This window comes from Curtobacterium sp. MCLR17_042, from assembly GCF_003234695.1.
Taxonomy (GTDB): Bacteria; Actinomycetota; Actinomycetes; order Actinomycetales; family Microbacteriaceae; genus Curtobacterium; species Curtobacterium flaccumfaciens.
In genome coordinates this window covers 160,470-178,162 of record NZ_QKTD01000007.1, presented here as the reverse complement: position 1 = coordinate 178,162, position 17,693 = coordinate 160,470, and the positions used below count along the sequence as shown (strand labels likewise).

Annotated in this window: 16 protein-coding genes; 13 read left to right on the top strand and 3 right to left on the bottom strand. The window is 72.2% G+C overall.

All coding sequences use genetic code 11. The annotated features are described in order from the left end of the window. Positions 1-237: 237 nt before the first annotated feature. The 6 genes from DEJ02_RS09405 (at position 238) to DEJ02_RS09380 (ending at position 8,998) form a co-directional block, all read left to right on the top strand. The gene (locus DEJ02_RS09405) at positions 238-1,098 is read left to right on the top strand and encodes a sulfurtransferase (protein WP_181438434.1); all 861 of its coding nucleotides are present in this window, start codon (positions 238-240) and stop codon (positions 1,096-1,098) included. Between the two features lie 105 nt (positions 1,099-1,203). Beyond that, positions 1,204-2,271 (top strand): NAD(P)-dependent oxidoreductase, encoded by a 1,068-nt coding sequence (locus tag DEJ02_RS09400; RefSeq protein WP_111032795.1) that lies wholly within the window; start codon positions 1,204-1,206, stop codon positions 2,269-2,271. 4 nt (positions 2,272-2,275) lie between these two features. Next, complete coding sequence (locus DEJ02_RS09395; protein ID WP_111032794.1) at positions 2,276-2,806, top strand: AAA family ATPase; 531 nt, start codon at positions 2,276-2,278, stop codon at positions 2,804-2,806. 92 nt (positions 2,807-2,898) lie between these two features. Beyond that, positions 2,899-4,731 (top strand): thioredoxin domain-containing protein, encoded by a 1,833-nt coding sequence (locus tag DEJ02_RS09390; protein WP_111032793.1) that lies wholly within the window; start codon positions 2,899-2,901, stop codon positions 4,729-4,731. A 39-nt stretch (positions 4,732-4,770) separates the two neighbouring features. Beyond that, positions 4,771-8,622 carry an ATP-dependent RNA helicase HrpA gene (gene hrpA / locus DEJ02_RS09385; RefSeq protein WP_111032792.1) on the top strand — a complete coding sequence of 1,284 codons (3,852 nt, stop codon included), beginning with the start codon at positions 4,771-4,773 and terminating at the stop codon, positions 8,620-8,622. A gap of 19 nt (positions 8,623-8,641) precedes the next feature. Further along, complete coding sequence (locus DEJ02_RS09380) at positions 8,642-8,998, top strand: VOC family protein (RefSeq protein ID WP_181440315.1); 357 nt, start codon at positions 8,642-8,644, stop codon at positions 8,996-8,998. On the opposite strand, the gene DEJ02_RS09375 is transcribed toward DEJ02_RS09380, so the two are convergent. Next, positions 8,979-9,536 (bottom strand): YbaK/EbsC family protein, encoded by a 558-nt coding sequence (locus tag DEJ02_RS09375; protein ID WP_071246993.1) that lies wholly within the window; start codon positions 9,534-9,536, stop codon positions 8,979-8,981. The genes DEJ02_RS09380 and DEJ02_RS09375 overlap by 20 nt on opposite strands. A 41-nt stretch (positions 9,537-9,577) precedes the next feature. Between DEJ02_RS09375 and DEJ02_RS09370 the strand changes: the two genes are divergently transcribed. Genes DEJ02_RS09370 through DEJ02_RS09355 form a run of 4 tightly spaced genes read left to right on the top strand, consistent with a single transcriptional unit; the run spans position 9,578 to position 13,383 of the window. Then, positions 9,578-10,231: a CatA-like O-acetyltransferase gene (locus DEJ02_RS09370; RefSeq protein WP_111032790.1), complete on the top strand. Its 654-nt coding sequence runs from the start codon at positions 9,578-9,580 to the stop codon at positions 10,229-10,231. Positions 10,232-10,270: 39 nt separating this feature from the next. After that, positions 10,271-11,293, top strand: a complete 1,023-nt coding sequence (locus DEJ02_RS09365; RefSeq protein WP_111032789.1) for a Gfo/Idh/MocA family protein — start codon at positions 10,271-10,273, stop codon at positions 11,291-11,293. Continuing rightward, entirely contained in the window at positions 11,290-12,318 is a 1,029-nt protein-coding gene (locus DEJ02_RS09360; protein ID WP_111032788.1) for a Gfo/Idh/MocA family protein, read from the top strand. The genes DEJ02_RS09365 and DEJ02_RS09360 overlap by 4 nt, the downstream gene beginning before the upstream one ends. A 51-nt stretch (positions 12,319-12,369) precedes the next feature. Continuing rightward, positions 12,370-13,383 carry a LacI family DNA-binding transcriptional regulator gene (locus tag DEJ02_RS09355; RefSeq protein ID WP_111032787.1) on the top strand — a complete coding sequence of 338 codons (1,014 nt, stop codon included), beginning with the start codon at positions 12,370-12,372 and terminating at the stop codon, positions 13,381-13,383. A gap of 95 nt (positions 13,384-13,478) precedes the next feature. Here DEJ02_RS09355 and DEJ02_RS09350 read toward each other — a convergent pair whose 3' ends face one another. Together DEJ02_RS09350 and DEJ02_RS09345 are read right to left on the bottom strand one after the other, a co-directional pair. After that, positions 13,479-14,237 (bottom strand): alpha/beta hydrolase, encoded by a 759-nt coding sequence (locus tag DEJ02_RS09350; RefSeq protein ID WP_309147164.1) that lies wholly within the window; start codon positions 14,235-14,237, stop codon positions 13,479-13,481. Then, the gene (locus DEJ02_RS09345; RefSeq protein ID WP_146249260.1) at positions 14,234-15,007 is read right to left on the bottom strand and encodes an alpha/beta fold hydrolase; all 774 of its coding nucleotides are present in this window, start codon (positions 15,005-15,007) and stop codon (positions 14,234-14,236) included. Before DEJ02_RS09345 ends, DEJ02_RS09350 begins: the two co-directional genes overlap by 4 nt. An 82-nt stretch (positions 15,008-15,089) precedes the next feature. Between DEJ02_RS09345 and DEJ02_RS09340 the strand changes: the two genes are divergently transcribed. The 3 genes from DEJ02_RS09340 to DEJ02_RS09330 all read left to right on the top strand — a co-directional run bounded on the left by DEJ02_RS09340 (position 15,090) and on the right by DEJ02_RS09330 (position 17,552). Then, positions 15,090-15,581, top strand: a complete 492-nt coding sequence (locus DEJ02_RS09340; protein ID WP_111032784.1) for a hypothetical protein — start codon at positions 15,090-15,092, stop codon at positions 15,579-15,581. A gap of 21 nt (positions 15,582-15,602) precedes the next feature. Next, a complete protein-coding gene (locus DEJ02_RS09335) occupies positions 15,603-16,151 on the top strand; it encodes a dihydrofolate reductase family protein (RefSeq protein ID WP_111032783.1) in 549 nt (182 codons plus the stop codon). A 102-nt stretch (positions 16,152-16,253) separates the two neighbouring features. Beyond that, entirely contained in the window at positions 16,254-17,552 is a 1,299-nt protein-coding gene (locus DEJ02_RS09330) for an NAD(P)/FAD-dependent oxidoreductase (RefSeq protein ID WP_111032782.1), read from the top strand. The last annotated feature ends 141 nt before the right edge of the window (positions 17,553-17,693 follow it).

The window sequence follows — 17,693 nt, the reverse complement described above, 5'->3', positions numbered from 1 at the left end:
GCGGAGGGCGACGCCGACGCCGAACGACATCGTCGACGTCGTACGACGACGACATCGACGCTCCGTGCACGCGCCGACAGTTGCACGCGGGCGAGTGCGACGCAGTCGATGTCGTACGACGACGACACCGTCGTTCCACTCGGCAGCGCACCGCAGCCGCACACCACCCCCACCCCCGGTTGCGCCGCGTGTCCACGTCCCTGGCCCACGTCAGGGGTGCAGATTATGGTGTGCGACATGGCCCCCGTCCTGACCTCACCACTCGTGTCGACGCAGTGGCTCGCAGACCACCTCGGTGCTGACGAGCTCGTCGTGCTCGACGCCTCGGTGCACACCGTCGGGGCCGGGTTCGACACCACCTGGCTCCCCGGACGGGACGCCCACGAGCAGCGCGGCCACGTGCCCGGCGCCCGCTTCGCCGACCTGATCGACGACTTCTCCGCCGCCGACGCCGACGTCCCGTTCACCCGCCCCGGCGCCGAGCGCTTCGAGGTCGCCGCGGCACAGCTCGGCGTGACGAACACCTCGACCGTGGTGGTCTACGACGACAGCGTCGGCGAGTGGTCGGCACGCCTGTGGTGGATCTTCCGTTCGTTCGGCTTCGACTCGGTCGCGGTGCTCGACGGTGGCTTCACGAAGTGGCGCGACGAGGGCCGCCCCGTCCGCGTGGGCGCACTCCACACTCGCGCGACGCCGTCCGACCCCGATGCCGGTGCGTTCCTGGCCGGCGAAGAACGTGCGCTCTGGGCCGACCACGACCGGGTCACCCGTGCGGTCTCCGGCGAAGAGCCGGCATCCCTGGTGTTCGCCGCGCCCTGGGCGGCCCTCGGTGACGACCACCCGCCGATCGTGCCGGGCAGCACCCCGATCACGGCGGACACCCTGGTGGACCCCGAGACGAACGCGTACCTGCGCGGCGCCGAGCTCGAGCGGGCCTTCGCCGCGGTGATCGGTGCCGACGAGATCGTCACGTACTGCGGGGTGGGCAGCGCCGCGTGCGTCGACGCCCTCGCCCTGACGGTGCTCGGACACGACCGGGTGAAGGTCTACGACGGTTCGCTGGCCGACTGGTGGCGGCACGAGCAGCTCGCCTCCTGACGGAACCGATCGCGGAACGACGGCCGCGCCGGGCCGACGGCCGCGGACCGTCAGCCGAGGACTGACGGCCGCGAGCCGACCGCCGCGCCGCACTACCGTTGCACCATGAGCACCAGACGCGCGGTCATCCTCGGCGGCACCGGCGGCATCGGCTCGGCCGTCGCACGAGAGCTCCTCGACGCCTCGGGCCGGGGCGGCGACGACTGGCAGGTCGACGTGCTCGCACGCCGAGGCGGTCCCGCAGCGGATGCCCTGACCGCAGCCGGCGCCGCGTTCACGCCCGGTGACCGCCGCGACCGGTCCGTCCTGCGCGACCTGCTCCGCCCCGGAGCCGACCTGCTCGTCGACACCGTCGGCCTGACCCGCGACGACGCCCAGCAGCTCCTGCCGTTCCTCGACGACGTCGGCTCGACGGTCTTCGTCTCGTCCAGGTCGGTGTACGCCGACGAGCAGGGGCGGCACGCGAACTCGCTCGACAAGCCGGTGTTCGGCGGCGCGGTCACCGAGATCCAGCCGACCGTCACCGCCGGCGACGGGGACCCGACGAGCCGTGACGGCTACGGCGCCGCGAAGGTGGCGGCCGAGCAGGTCCTGCTCGACCACGGTGCCCCGGTCACGGTGCTCCGCCCGTCGAAGGTGTACGGCGTCGGCATCGGCCGCCCGCGGGAGTGGTTCGTCGTCCGCCGCGTGCTCGACGGCCGGGAGCGCATCCTGCTCGCCGACCACGGCCGCGGTGTGGACCACACGACGGCGGCGAGCGGTATCGGTTCGCTCGTCCGGCTCGTCGCGGACGCGCCGGACCGCCGGATCCTGAACGTCGCTGATGCCTCGGCCCCGACCGCGCTCGAGATCGTGCGGACGATCGGCGGACACCTGGACCACCGGTTCGACGAGGTCCTGCTCGACGAGGACGCGCCCGCGTTCGTGGGTGGCACGCCGTGGTCGTCACGACCGCCGTTCGTCCTCGACACCACGGCGGCACGCGCCCTCGGGTGGGAACCGCCGGAGTTCGCGACCGCCGTCGCCCCCGAACTCGATTGGCTGGTCGAGACCGCCCACGCGACGCCCGCCGACGGCGACGTCCCGTGGGCCGACGACCCGTTCTGGGAGCACATGTTCGACTACGGTCCCGAGGACGCCGCACTCGCGCTCCTCTCCCTCAACCTGGGCTGACACGGTGTCCCGGTCCGAAGTCCTGTTCATCGGCGGACGTTCCGGCGTGGGCAAGTCCACGGCAGCCGAGGCGCTGCACGACCTGCTCGTCGCGGCGGACGTCCGGCACGCGGTGATCGAGGGCGACCTGCTCGACCTCGCGCACCCTGCACCGCACGTCGAACACCCCGAGGCGCGCATGGCCGAGCGGAACCTGGCCACGATCTGGGCCGGCTACCGGGCGATCGGGCACCACCGGCTCGTCTACACGAACACCGTGTCCGTGCTCGAGCACGAGCGCCTCGCTGCAGCGATGGGCGACGATCCGCTGGTGCGCGTCGTCCTGCTCCGCGCATCCGACGGCGCGACCGCCGACCGGCTCGCACGACGAGCGGGTGGTGCGGTCCCGCAGGCGCAGCTCGCGCACAGCACGCGGACGGCCGGGAGGCTCGACTCGGCCACCGCGGACACGGTCACCCGGGTGAAGACGGACGGCCAGAGCCCCGCCCAGGTGGCCGCACGGCTCGCGTCGATCACGGGGTGGCTCGAGGGCTGATCTCCCCCGCACGGCCTGTGCAGTGCGGGCGTTCCGTCCACAGTCGTCCCCGGGCGGTGGTCCGCCCAGTCGCGGGCGGGCACGCTGGAGCCATGAACGACAACCGCCTCGGCACCTCGGTCAGCCCGTACCTGCGTCTGCACGCCGACAACCCCGTCGACTGGCGCGAGTGGGGTCCCGAGGCGTTCGCCGAGGCGCGCGAGCGCGGGGTCCCGGTGCTGGTGTCGGTCGGGTACGCCACGTGCCACTGGTGCCACGTCATGGCGCGCGAGAGCTTCGACGACCCGGAGATCGGCGAGCTGCTCCGGCGGGACTTCGTGTCGGTGAAGGTCGACCGCGAAGAACGGCCGGACGTCGACGCGAGCCTGATGGCCTCGGCGAGTGCGTTCACGCAACAGCTCGGCTGGCCGCTGACGACGTTCCTGACGCCCGACGGCCACGTCTTCTTCGCGGGGACGTACTTCCCACCCACTCCCGTCGGGCAGGTCCCGGCGTTCCGGCAGATCCTGGCCGCGGTGCTCGACGCCTGGACCGAGCGTCGCCACGAGGTCGACGCGAACGCCTCGGCCATCGCGACGGCGATCCGGCAGGGTGCCGTGGCGGACGCGACCGCCCGCTCGGGCGAGGGCGGTGCCGGAGTCGACCCGGGCCTCCCGTCCGTCAACGCCATCCGGGCCGTCACGGACCAGTTGTCGCAGGCAGAGGACACCACCTACGGTGGTTTCGGCGGCGCCCCGAAGTTCCCGAGCACACCGCTGCTCGAGTTCCTCGCCGACGCGGCGGCCGACGGCGACGCCGAAGCCGACGGGCTGCTCGACCGGTCGTTGCACGCGATCCGCGCGTCCAAGCTGACCGACGCCGACGGCGGCGTCTTCCGGTACGCGACCAAACGTGACTGGAGCGTGCCGCACTACGAACGGATGCTCTACGACAACGCGGGGCTGCTCGCGGTCGCGGGTGCCGAACAGGCCCGCGGCATCGCCGACTTCCTCCGCGACACCCTGCGCCGTGCCGACGGGGCCTTCGTCGCCGCACAGGACAGCGAGTCGACCATCGACGGCCGTCGGGTCGAGGGCGAGTGGTACCGCCGACCGATCGCCGAGCGCGCCCAGCTCGACCCGCCACCGCTGGACGACCAGGTGCTCACGGGCTGGAACGGCCTGGCGATCCGGGGGCTCGCGATCGCCGGCGCACGGCACGGCGACCCGGAACTCGTCGCGCTCGCGCGGGGCGCGGCCGACGCGGTCCTCGCCGCCCATGTGCAGGACGACCACGTGACGGTGCGGTCCAGCACACCGCGCGGGGTCTCCTCCGCACCGGCCACCGTCGAGGACGTCGGACTGCTCGCCGAAGGGCTGCTCGAACTGGCCCTGGTGACGGGCGAGGTCTCCTACGCGACCGTCGCACGCTCGCTCGTCGACGACGGCCTGGCCGAGCGCTTCGACGTCGACCCGGTGCTGGCCTCGGCGGGCACGGCCACAGGGGAACAGCCGCAGACCGCGATGCGGTCCGGCACCGTGGCGCTGGCGTCGGCCGCCGCGACGCTCGGGGCACTGACGGGCGACGAGGCACTGCGGGTCGCCGCGGCACGACTCATCGCCGACCGCGCCCGCACCGGGACCGAGCGACCCCTCGGTCACGCGGATGCCCTCGGTGTCGCCCTCGCCCTGCAACGGCCGTCGCGCGAGATCGTCGTCGTCACGAGCGGCACCGACGACCCGATGCGGGCCGTGGCACACCGTGTTCGGCGCCCCGGTACGGTCGTCGCCACCACGACGCCGGAGCAGGCACGAGACTGGGCCGAGGCGGGGTTCTCGTTGTTCGAGGGTCGCGACGTACTCGACCCTGCCGCGTACGTCTGCCACGACCGGATGTGCGAACTGCCGTCCCGGTCGGCGGACGCTCTGGCCCAGCAGATCGCCTGACGCCCCTCCTGCCCGGCGCGCCTGTATCCTGGAATGCTCATGTCTTCTCCGCTGCCCGTCATCACGTACCCGCCCGAACTGCCGGTCTCGCAGCGGCGGGACGACATCGCGGCTGCCATCCGTGACAACCAGGTGGTCATCGTCGCCGGGGCCACCGGCTCGGGCAAGACGACGCAGCTGCCGAAGATCTGCCTCGAGCTCGGTCGTGAGCACATCGGGCACACCCAGCCCCGCCGGATCGCGGCGCGGACCATCGCCGAACGTGTGGCGGAAGAACTGGGCGGCGGGGAACTCGGCGGACTCGTCGGCTACCAGGTCCGCTTCACCGACAAGGTGAGCTCCGAGACCCGCGTGAAGCTGATGACCGACGGCATCCTGCTGAACGAGATCCACTTCGACCGCGACCTGAAGCGGTACGACACGATCATCATCGACGAGGCGCACGAGCGGTCCCTCACGATCGACTTCCTGCTCGGCTACCTGAAGCGGCTGCTCCCCCGTCGCCCCGACCTGAAGCTCATCATCACGAGTGCGACGATCGACCCGGAGTCGTTCTCGAAGCACTTCGACGACGCCCCCATCATCGAGGTGTCCGGCCGCACCTACCCGGTCGAGATCCGCTACCGCCCCCTCGTCGCCGAAGACCAGGACGACGACGCCGACGACGAGTCGGACTCCCGCACCGGTGACAGCGGCAACGCAGCCGACGACCGCGACACCCTGCAGGGCATCACCGACGCCCTCGACGAGCTGGCGCAGGAGGATCCGGGCGACGTGCTCGTGTTCCTGTCCGGCGAGAACGAGATCCGCGACGCCCAGGACGCGATCGAGGGCAAGCGCTACCCGGGCACCGAGGTCCTGCCGCTGTACGGCCGCCTGTCCGCGGCCGACCAGCACCGGGTCTTCGAGCGCCGGCACACCCCGGGCATCCGCCGTCGTGTCGTCCTCGCCACGAACGTCGCCGAGACCTCACTGACCGTGCCCGGCATCAAGTACGTGATCGACACCGGGACGGCACGCATCTCGCGGTACTCCCCGCGGGCCAAGGTGCAGCGGCTGCCGATCGAGGCGATCTCGCAGGCCAGCGCCAGTCAGCGCTCCGGTCGAGCGGGCCGCACGAGTGCCGGCATCGCGATCCGGCTCTACTCCGAAGACGACTTCGGCCGGCGCCCCGAGTACACCGACCCCGAGATCCTCCGCACGAACCTCGCCGCGGTGATCCTGCAGATGATCTCGCTCGGCTTCGGGGACATCGAGTCGTTCCCGTTCCTGCAACCGCCGGACAGCCGGGGCGTGAAGGACGGCCTCGACCTGCTCCGCGAGCTCCGCGCCGTCGACAAGGACGGCCGCATCACCAAGTCCGGGCGACAGCTGACCCGGCTGCCGATCGACCCCCGGCTCGGTCGGATGGTGCTCGAGGCCGGGCGGCAGGGTGTCGGGCGCGAGGTCATCGCCATCGTCAGCGCCCTGAGCATCCAGGACCCCCGGGAGCGCCCCCTCGAGAAGCGCGCGCACGCCGACCAGCTGCACGCCCGCTTCGCCGACCCGACGAGCGACTTCCTGACCCTGCTGAACCTCTGGAACCACATCGAGGAGCAGCAGGAGGAACTGTCGTCGAGCGCGTTCCGCCGGCTGTGCAAGGCCGAGTTCCTGAACTACCTGCGCATCCGCGAGTGGCAGGACCTGTACCGGCAGCTCTCCCGAGCCGCGAAGCAGGTCGACGTCCGAGTCGGGCAGTCCCGCTCCGACGACGGCGACGCCGTGCACCGTGCACTGCTCTCCGGACTCCTCAGCCAGATCGGGCTGCGCGACCGCGAGAAGCGCGACTACCTCGGCTCCCGGAACACCCGGTTCGTGGTGTTCCCGGGCAGCGTGCTCGCGAAGAAGCAGCCGGACGCCGTGATGGCCGCCGAGCTCGTCGAGACGAGCCGGTTGTTCGCTCGGACCGTCGGCCGGATCGACCCCGCCTGGGTGGAGCCGCTCGCCGGTGACCTGCTCAAGCGCACCTACGGCGAACCGCACTGGGAGAAGAAGCAGGGGGCGGTCGTCGCCTACGAGCGGGTGACCCTGTTCGGCGTCCCGATCGTGCAGCGCCGCCGCGTGCAGTACTCGCGGATCGACCCGGAACACTCCCGCGAGCTCTTCATCCGGCACGCCCTGGTCGAGGGTGAGTGGGAATCGCAGCAGGCCTTCGACCGCGCCAACCGGAAGCTCCGCAAGGAACTCGAGCAGCTCGAGGAGCGCACCCGCCGCCGGGACATCCTGCTCGACGACGAGAACGTCTACGAGTTCTACGACGCCCGCATCCCGGCCGACGTCGCCACGACCCGTGACTTCGAGGGGTGGTGGCGCACCACCCGGCGTGAGCAGCCGGACCTGCTCACGATGCGCCGGTCGGACCTGCTGGACGAATCAGCGGCCGAGGCCGCCGAGGACGACGTCGAGTACCCGACCCAGTGGCGGAGCGGCGACCAGCGTCTCGCCATCCAGTACCGCTTCGAGCCCGGCGCACAGGACGACGGCGTCAGCGTGCAGGTCCCCCTCGCGCTCCTGCCCCGGATGCGTGAAGAGGGCTTCGACTGGCAGGTGCGCGGCCTCCGCAAGGAACTCGTCACCGCGCTCATCAAGTCGCTGCCGAAGCAGATCCGCAAGAACGTCGTGCCCGCTGCCGACTGGGCCGAGAAGATCGTCGCCGAGCTGCCCGACGACGCTCCGACCGAGCCGACGGAGTCGTTCCGCGCCACCCTCGCCAAGGCGATCCAGCGCATGACCTACGTCCCGGTCTCCGAGTCCGACTTCGACCTGTCCCGCGTCCCCGCGCACCTGCTGCCGACGTGGGCCGTGGTCGACGAGCGTGGTCGCCGGGTCGAGACCGGCAAGGACCTGTCGGCCCTGCAGACCAAACTGAAGGACCGGACCCAGCAGAGCGTCGCCTCCGCCACGGCGAAGGGCGCGGGACGGACCGGAGGCGCGGCTCGCGTCGCATCCGCCGGCGCCGGTCGCCCGCTGGAACAGTCCGGACTCACCGCCTGGCCCGACCAGGACCTGCCGCAGACCCTCGACACCAAGCAGGCGGGCGGCGTCATCCGCGCGTACCCGTCCCTGGTCGAGGAAGGCACCGGTCCGAAGGCGACCGTCGGCGTGCAGCTGCTCGCCACCCCGTCCGACCGCGTCGTCCGGATGCCGGCCGGGGTTCGCCGTCTGGTGATGCACGCGGTGCCGTCGCCCGTGTCGTACATCCAGTCGCACCTGACCGCGCAGGAGAAGCTCGCCCTCGCGGCCAGCCCCTACCCGTCGACCGCCGCGCTGTTCGACGACGTCCTGGCCGCCGTGGTCGACGCCGGCATCCGTCGGACCCACCCGGACGGCCTCGTCTTCACGAAGGCCGAGTTCGAGTCGGTCCGCGATGCGGTGTCGGCCACCGTCGTCGACACGATGTTCACCGCCGTGTCCGAGGTCGCGGCTGTCCTGGCCGCACAGCGCTCCGCCGAACGAGCACTCAAGCAGGCGAACTCGATGTCGCTGCTCGCCGCCCTCAGCGACATGCGGCAGCAGATGGAGCGCCTGGTGTTCCCCGGGTTCGTCGCCGTCGCGGGGCTCGACCGGCTGCGCCGCATCCGCGTGTACCTGCAGGGCATCGAGGCCCGCGTGCAGAAACTGCTGCAGAACCCCGGGCGAGACGCGACCTGGATGCGCGAGGTCACCGTGGCGACCGACCGCTACATCGATGCCGGCGGCACCTTCCCGCCCGCGGTCGGGGCGCACCCGGAGCTCGTGCACGCTCGGTGGATGCTCGAGGAGTTCCGGCTCAGCCTGTTCGCGCAGGAACTCGGAACCGCCGAGACCGTCTCGCTGCAGCGGATCACGAAGGCCCTGACCGCCGCGCGCTGATGGGTCTACCGTGTCGGCCATGATCGGCACACTCGACGTCGTCGTCCTGGACTGCCCGGACACCCGCGCCCTCGCCCGCTTCTACGCCGAGCTGCTCGGCGGGGAGATCGTCGGCTTCGACGAGGACTGGGCGGAGCTCGCCCTCCCGTTCACCGACCACCGTCCGATCCTGGCGTTCCAGCAGGTCGACGACTACCGGGCGCCGGACTGGCCGGGGCAGACGGTCCCGCAGCAGAGCCACCTCGACGTGAAGGTCGACGACGTGGACGACGGTGAGGCCGCGGTGCTCGCGATCGGCGCGACGGCCACGGGGTCGTTCCGCGTCTACCTCGACCCCGCGGGGCACCCGTTCTGCCTCATCCGGCCGTCGGACTGACCGGTTCGGTCGCCAGACCCTCGACCACGGTGACGTTCGGCAGTGCGGTGAGTGCTGCGCCGGGCAGGAACAGTTTCGCGGCGCGGCGCCCGGCGCCGATGACGACCTCGGGGGCGTCGAGGACGCGCGCGTCGATGTAGAGCGGCCACGACGACGGCAGTCCGATCGGGGTGATGCCGCCGTACTCCATCCCGGTCAGCTCGACCGCTTCGTCCATCGGGGCGAAGCTCGCCTTGCGGACGTCCAGCAGCTGCTTCACGACGCGGTTGACGTCGAGCTTCGTCGATGCGAGGACGACGCAGGCGGCGTAGCGGACCTCGTCGCCGCGCTTCCCTGCGACGACGATGCAGTTCGCGCCGCCGGCCAGCGGGTAGCCGTACGCCTCCGAGAACGCGGCGGTGTCGGCGAGGTCCGCGTCGATCGGGGCCCCCTCGATCTTCATGACGACTTCGGTCGGCAACGCGACGAGGGCTTCGGCGACGGGGATCGCGAGGAATCCGGTGGCGACCAGGGCGGGAACACGTTCGAGCGTCGGCATGGCTCCACCGTAGGGAAGCGATCCCGCACGAGGGTGGAGCCATGACCGAACTCCGGGCGATCGACGTCGACCAGTGGCCCCGCCGGGAGCACTTCGAGCACTACCGGCACCGGGTGCCGTGCGCGTACGAGGTGACCGTCGAGCTCGACGTCACCGCCTTCGTCGAGCGCGCCCGAGCGACCGGCCGTCGGACCTACGCGTCGCAGCTCTGGGCGATCGCGACCGTGGTGAACCGGCACGACGAGTTCCGGATGCAGCTGCTGGACGACGGCTCCCCCGCCGTGTGGGACCGTGTCCACCCGATGTTCACCGTGTTCCACCCGGACACCGAGACGTTCTCCGCCCTCGTCGTGCCGTACGACGACGACTTCGGCACCTTCCACGACGCTGCGGTGTCGACGATGACGGAGTACCGCGACGACACCCGGATGTTCCCCCAGGACGACCGGCCCGGCAACGTGTTCGACGTCTCGACCCTGCCGGGAGCATCGTTCACCGGCTTCTCGTTGCAGGTGCGCGACGGCTGGGACCACCTGCTGCCGATCATCACGCTCGGCGGGTACCGGACCGCTGGTCACCGGACGCTGCTGCCGCTGGCGCTGCAGGTCAACCACGCGGCTGCCGACGGCTTCCACACGACCCGGTTGCTGCGCGAGCTCGAGGAGCTGTTCGCCGACCCTGGCTGGCTCGGCTGACCTTGCCCGCCGTCCCACCGCATCTCCTACGCTGACCCCATGACGTCGCAGTCGGACTCCCCCGCCCGCAAACGCATCGGGCTCGTCGGCGCGGGCGGCATCTCCGTCGCCCACCTGCCCGGGCTGCTCCGCCTGGGCGACGTGGTGGTGCACGCTCGCGAGGGCGCCCACGAACTCGTCGCCGCGTTCACCGACACCGCCCGGGCCGAGGGCAGCACGTTCACCGTCGCCGACAGCCTCGACGAGCTCCTCGCCACGGTCGACGTCGTCGACGTGGTGGTCCCGACGCACGCCCACGCCGAGGTCGTGCGTGCGGCGATCGCGGCCGGCAAGGACGTCGTCTCCGAGAAGCCCCTGGCCCGGACCGACGCGGACGCGGCGGACCTGGCGGCGCGCGCTGCGGACGCAGGCGTGCAGCTCTACCCGGCCCAGGTGGTGCGCTGGTTCCCTGCGTACGCGCGCTTGCACGAGGCCGCGACCACGGGCCTCCTGGGCGACCTGGCGGTGTTGCGGTTCTCGCGGTCCGGCGCCTTCCCCACCCACGTCCCCTGGTTCGGCGACCGCGCCCTGTCGGGCGGGATCGTGATGGACCAGATGATCCACGACCTGGACATCGCACGCTGGGTGGCGGGCGAGGTGACCCGGGTGTCGGCGGTGAGCGTCCGCGCGGGTTCCGAGGCGGAGCCGGTCGAGGCGGCGCACGTCCTGCTCACGCACGAGTCGGGCGCGATCAGCCACGTCGCCGGGTTGTGGGGACCGCAGCACCTCGCCTTCACGACCGAGTACTCGGTGACGGGGACACTCGGCAGCCTGTCGCACTCGTCCCGGGCAGAGGAGGACACCCGGAGTGACCTGGCGGCACCGGCTTCCGTGGACGGTTTCCTGCCGACGGTCGACCCGGCGGACGATCCGTACGCGCTGGAGCTCGCCGACTTCCTCGCCGCGTTCGACGGTGGTGCACCGCCCCGGGTGACCGTGGACGACGGCGTCGCCGCGGTGCGGATCGCGAACGCGGCGATCGCCTCGATCGAGTCCGGCCAGCCGGTCGAGGTCGCGCGGTGACGCTCCGGGTCGGGGTGCTCTCCTTCGCCCACACGCACGCCATCAGCTACCTCGGCGCCCTGGCGGCGATGCCGGACGTGGAGGTGCGCGGCACGGACCCGGGTGGGGTGTCGACGGGGACGGAACTCGGCGACCTGCGCGGCGCCGAACTGGCACGCGCGCTCGGCGCCGGGTACGCGGACTCCGTCGACGAGCTGCTCGCGTGGGGTCCGGACGCGGTGATCGTCACGAGCGAGAACGCTCGGCACCGCGAGTTCGTCGAGCTCGCGGCGGCGGCGGGGGCACACGTGCTCTGCGAGAAGCCGCTCGCGACCTCGTGGCAGGACGGCCTCGCCATCCGCGATGCGGTGGACCGCGCCGGGGTGCTGCTCATGATGGCGTTCCCGGTGCGCTTCGCCTCGGCGTTCGACCGGCTGCGCGCGACGCGGGACTCGGGCGCACTCGGCACGGTGTTCTCCGTGCGGGGCGCGAACAACGGCATGCTCCCGCTCGCTCGGGACTGGTTCACCGACGTCCGGCTGAGCGGAGGCGGCGCCCTCGTCGACCACGTCGTGCACGTCGCCGACCTGATCGACGGGCTAACCGGAGCGGCGCCGGTGTCCGTCACCGCCGTCGCCAACCGGGTGCTGCACGCCGACCGCGCGAACGCCGAGACCGCGGGCCTGGTGACCATCACGTACGACGGCGGCACGATCGCGGCGATCGACTGCTCGTGGAGCCGACCGGACACGTCACCGGTGTGGGGCGGGCTGACGCTCGACGTCGCCGGGACCGGTGGCACGGTGTCGGTGGACTTCTTCGGGGCGGCTGCTCGCGGGCTCGACGCGGTCGGGGGCCGGCCGATCGAGCTCAGGTACGGTCCCGACCACGACCTGCCGATGCTCCGGACGTTCCTGGCGGCGGTGCGGTCCGGGGAGCAGCCGCAGCCGGACGTCGGGGTCGGGCTCCGGACGCTGTCGATCGTGCTGGCGGCGCAGGAGTCGGTGCGGACGGGCCGGACGGTGCCGGTGCAGGTCGCGGGCTGAGCGCTGCCCTGCTCCGCACCGCCGCCACCGCCCCGCGCTACGCTCGTCCCGATGCGCGCAACCGTGCGGGACGTGGCCGCCCTCGCCGGGGTGTCCCCGAAGACCGTCTCCAACGTCGTCAACGGCGGCGTGGTCGTGCGCCCGGAGACCCGCGAACGCGTCGAGCGCGCGGTCGCCGAGCTCGACTACGTGCCGAACCTGTCCGCCCGCGGGCTCCGGAACGGCCGCTCCGGAGCCATCGCGTTGACGCTGCCGGAGATGGGCAGCGCCTACTCCGCCGAACTCGCGCAGTCCTTCGTGGAACTCGCCCGCGAACGCGGCTGGGTCGTGCAGCTCGAGCAGACGGGCAACGACCCGGCCCGCGAACGCGAACTGGTCTCCCGTGCCCGGGCACACCTGGTGGACGGGCTGATCCTCAACCCGGTGTCGCTCAGCGCGAGCGTCCTGGCCTCGACCGAGGGGCTGCCGCCGACCGTCGTCATCGGCGAGGTCGAGCCCGAGCACGTCGACCAGGTGCACGTCGACAGCCGCGCGGCGGCCGAGCAGGTCACCGAACACCTCATCGCCCGCGGGCACCGGCGCATCGCGATCGTCGGGGCGTCACCCGAGGGTGCCGCGACGGCGACGAGCGAGCTCCGCGAACGCGGCTACACCGCCGCGCTCGCCGCCGCCGCCATCACGCCCGACCCGTCGCTCCGTGTCCCGCTGCCGTCGTGGACCACGAGTTCCGCGGCGACGGCCTTCGCGGCCTGGCTCGACGAGCACCCCCTGCCCGACGCCGTCTTCGCCTTCACCGACTCCATCGCGTTCGGGGTGCTGCACGTGCTGGCCGCCCGCGGCGTCCGCGTGCCCGAGCAGGTCAGCGTCATCGGGTTCGACGACGTCGACGCGGCCGCGTACGCGATCCCGTCGCTCAGCACGGTGTCGTTCGACCGTCGGGCCTTCGCGACGGCGGCGCTCGACCTGCTGACCCGGCGGATCGCGGACCGCGGTGCCGCGCCGGAGACCGTCGTCGTGCCGCACCGGATCGTCGAGCGCGCGAGCGTCGCCGACCGCCCGCGCTGACGCTGCTGCCGCACCGCGCCGCTTCGCTGCCGCCGCCGCCGCGCCGTTTCGCGCTGACCGACACCTCAGGCGGTCGCGCGCCCGCGAAGTGTCGCTCAGCGCGAAAGACCGCCAGCGCCGCCGCCCGGGTCCGCCGCCGCCAGCACCGCCGACCGCGTCCGCGCATCACCGAGGATCCGGAAGTGCCCACCCACCGGCAGCCGCACGTTCGTCGCCCCCTGGAGCTCGCTGCCCTCGGGGATGAGCGTGTCGAACACCCCGTACACCGAGGTGATCCGCGCGTTCGCGTCGAGTTCCCGCGCCAGCCCCGCCAGCACCGGGTCGGCCGCCCGGAACGCCCGCAGGTGCGGCACCGGCGCGAGCCGCGCGTAGACCGAGCCCGCGAAGGGCGTCGACACCGCGACCATCCGGTCGATCCGCTCGTGCTGGTCGAGCTGCGTCATCGCGTACTTGCCGATGAGCCCGCCCTTGCTGTGTGCGAGCACGAGCACGTTCCGCAGGTCCTGTTCCTCCAGGGTCGCGATCACCTCGCGCGCCGAGTCCGGCACGGGTCGCAGGTTGTGCCGCAGGACCGGCAGCACGTGCACCGGGTGTCCCCGGTCGTGCAGTGCGTCCATCAGCGGCCGCATGAAGTGCCAGGTCTCGTAGACGCCGGGGACCACGACGACGGGCTGCCCGGCGCCGGTCCGGTAGTCGTCCGCGGTGGTCGGCCCGAGGCTCCTGACCTGCCACCTGGCGGCGTACCCCCAGTCGAGTGCGGCCCACCACGCGCGTCGCACCAGCGGGACACGGCCTGGAGGCCCGGATCGCGCCGTCCGCGCCGCCTCCGTCCCCGACGTGGTCGGCCGGGTCATCGCAGCCCCTCCAGGCGCTCGGCGCTGCGGAACGTCTCGAGGAGGCGTGCGAAGGCGTCCGGCTGCCGTTCCTGCACGTGGTGCGGGCCGGCCAGTTCCACGAAGGTGCCGTTCGGCGCAGCGGCCGCGACCCGAGCCGACCAGTCGTGCCGCGCGATCGGGTCCTGGGCGCCGCGGACGACGAGGACGGGCTGCATCACCTCTGTGATCGTCTGCTCGGTCGGGTACCGGAGCATCGGCCCGAGCTCACGCGTGTACTGCCGCATGCTCCGCAGGTAGTCGGTGACCAGGACGCCGTTCATCCGGACCCCCTCGACGAACCCGTCGCGGCCCAGGTCGAGTGCCTGCAGCGGGAGCGACCGCCGTTCCGCGTTGATCACCGGACCGACGAGCACGATCGCCGCGACGGTCTCCGGGTGGCGTCGGGCGGACTCGACCACGACCTGGGCACCCATCGACTGCCCGACGAGCACCAGGTCGCCGTCGACCAGGTGTCGGACCGCCCGCACGACCACGTCGCCGAGCTCCTCGATGGGCAGCCGCCGACCGGCCGCGGGCAGCCAGCCGAACCCCGGCAGGTCGACGCTGATCGTGCGGTGCTCGGCGGCGACGGCGCGCTGCGACCGGGCGAAGGACCGGTGGGACATCCCGATGCCGTGGACGAACACGACGGTGGGGTCGGTGTCGTCGCGGACCGGCTCTCGCGCCGCCATGGTGTGCAGGCGCACGGGCAACCCGTCGATCCGGACGGTCTCCACAGCAGCGCGCACGAGCCGAGGCTACGCGGCGGTTCGCAGCACCGGGTCAGCCTCGTCATCGGCCGCACATAGTCGAGCGGTGTGCACTCCTGGCATGAGCGACACCACTCCCACCAACGGCCACGAACCGGACGGCTCCGACCGGGCGAACCGGGCGACCACGCCGACCGGCTGGGGCGCCGCCCCGACCCCGACGTCGACCTCCACGCTCGACGCCCCCGCGCCGCAACAACAGCAGCAGCAGCAGCAGCAGCAGCCGTACCGCGCGGATGCCGGCGCCAGGAACCCGGGCGCCTGGGACTCCACCGCCCCGAACGGCGCCACCCCCTGGTACGGAGCCGCAGCCGGCGCCGCGAGCCCGACCAACCGCCGCAGCACCGGCCCGAAGCCCCCGTGGTTCTGGCCGCTCCTCGCCGCGATCGTCGGACTCGCCGCACTGCTCGTCGGCGGAGGCGTCGGGTTCGCCATCGGCCACGCGATCGGTGCGGACCGGACGCAGTCGACCACGCAGGTGCCCGGCACGAACCGGTTCCCGGGCAACGGCACCGGCCAGGCCCCCGGCAGCACCGACGGCACCGGGAGCTGACCGGCGGGTACGATCCGGACCATGCGGAAGACCACTGCCGGTCTGTTCACGTCGGTCGACGGCGTCGTGCAGGACCCCTACGAGTTCCAGTACGACAGCTTCGACGACGAGCTCGGCGCCGGGATGGGTGCCTTCATGGCCCGCACCGACACCGTGCTGCTCGGCCGGAACAGCTACCTCGAGTGGTCCGAGTGGTGGCCCGCCCACCCGGAGGACCCCTTCGGGCAGTGGATCAACCCGATCGAGAAGCACGTGGCCTCCACCACGCTCGGCGACGACCTGACCTGGCAGAACAGCACGCTGATCCCGGGCGACGTCCCCGCGTTCGTCCGCGACCTGCAGCAGCGCGACGGGGCGGACATCGCCGTGTGCGGCAGTGTCACGCTCGTCCGCAGCCTGCTGTTCGCCGGAGTCCTCGACGAACTGCAGCTCATGATCCACCCGGCGATCGCCGGCCGTGGCCGGCGACTGTTCGAACCGACCGATCCGCCCACGCGCCTGCGTCTGGTCGACAGCACCGTGACGAGCAAGGGGAACGTGCTGAACACCTACGGGCGGTTCGACGCCTGACGGATGCACCACGGGCCTCCCGGCCCCACCCGTCATGCGCCCCGGCAAACCGCGCGTACCCTCGTGGGTGACCATCCGCACCCGAGGAACACCGGAGCAAGCATGACCCAGGACACCCGCCCGCACGTCGTCATCGTCGGCGGTGGATTCGCCGGTGTGGCCGCCATGCGGGAGCTCGCCGACGCGCCGGTCCGGGTGACCCTGGTCGACCGCCACGTCTACAACATGTTCCAGCCCCTGATGTACCAGGTGGCGACGGGCGGCCTGAACGCCGGCGACGTGACGTACTTCCTGCGCTCGCTCCGGGCCCGCCAGTCGAACGCCGAGTTCCGTCACGGCCTGCTCACCGGCATCCGCACCGACGAGCGCATCGCCGAGATGTCCGACGGCGAGCACCTGCACTACGACTACCTGATCCTCGCCAACGGCGTGAACACGAGCTACTTCGGCACCCCCGGTGCGTACGAGTACGCGTACTCGATGTACTCCCGCTCGCAGGCGCTCCGCATCCGCGACGAGCTGTTCACCCGGCTCGAAGAAGCGGCGGCCAACCAGGGCCCCGACGAGATCCGCATCGTGATCGTCGGTGGCGGTGCAACCGGCGTCGAGATGGCGGGCGCGCTCGCCGAGCTCCGCGACCAGGCGCTCGTCGGCGCGTACCCGGAGATCGAACGCGGCAACATCTCGATCACCCTCGTGCACCGCAGCGGCGAGCTGCTCAAGCCGTTCGCCCCGCGCCTGCGCCGTTACGCCGCCAAGGTGCTGCGCAAGCGCGGTGTCGTGCTGCGGCTGAACACCGGCGTCTCCGAGGTCAAGCGCGACGGCGTGATGACCGCGGACGGCGAGTTCATCCCCGCGTCGCAGGTGATCTGGGCGACCGGCGTCGCCGCCCACAAGGAGGTCTCCGGCTGGGGCCTCCCGCAGACCCACGGTGGCCGCATCCAGGTGAACGACGACCTGAGCGTGAAGGGCGCCGAGCGGATCTTCTCCGCCGGCGACATCGCGGCGCAGGACGACGCCCTCGCCCAGCTCGCCCAGCCCGCGCTCCAGGGCGGACGGCACTCGGCGCGGCAGATCGTGCGCCTGCTCGAGGGCAAGGCCACCGAGCGCTTCAAGTACTTCGACAAGGGCACCATGGCGACGATCGGCACGAACGCCGCGGTCGCCCAGCTGCGCGGCGGGATCACGATGGTCGGCCCGATCGCCTGGCTCGCATGGGTGTTCGTGCACATCACGAGCCTGCTCGGCGCCGGCAACCGGATGTCGACCCTGACGCACTTCTTCGTCCGCTACGTGTGGTTCATGCGGAAGCGCTCGATCCCGATCGTCGGCGACGTGCGCCCGGTGCGCCCGAACGGCGACCGCGAGCCGGACCCCTGGCAGCTGCAGAAGGCCGAGTAGCCGCGCGCGTTCGCTCGCACGCTCGCTTGGTGAGCAGGAACGGTCGGGTCCGCACGTCGGACCCGACCGTTCCTGCTCACGGTGTGCGTGCGGTGGACGCGGGGCGCGACGGCCTGGAGGCGGGTGCGGGCCGGCCACGGG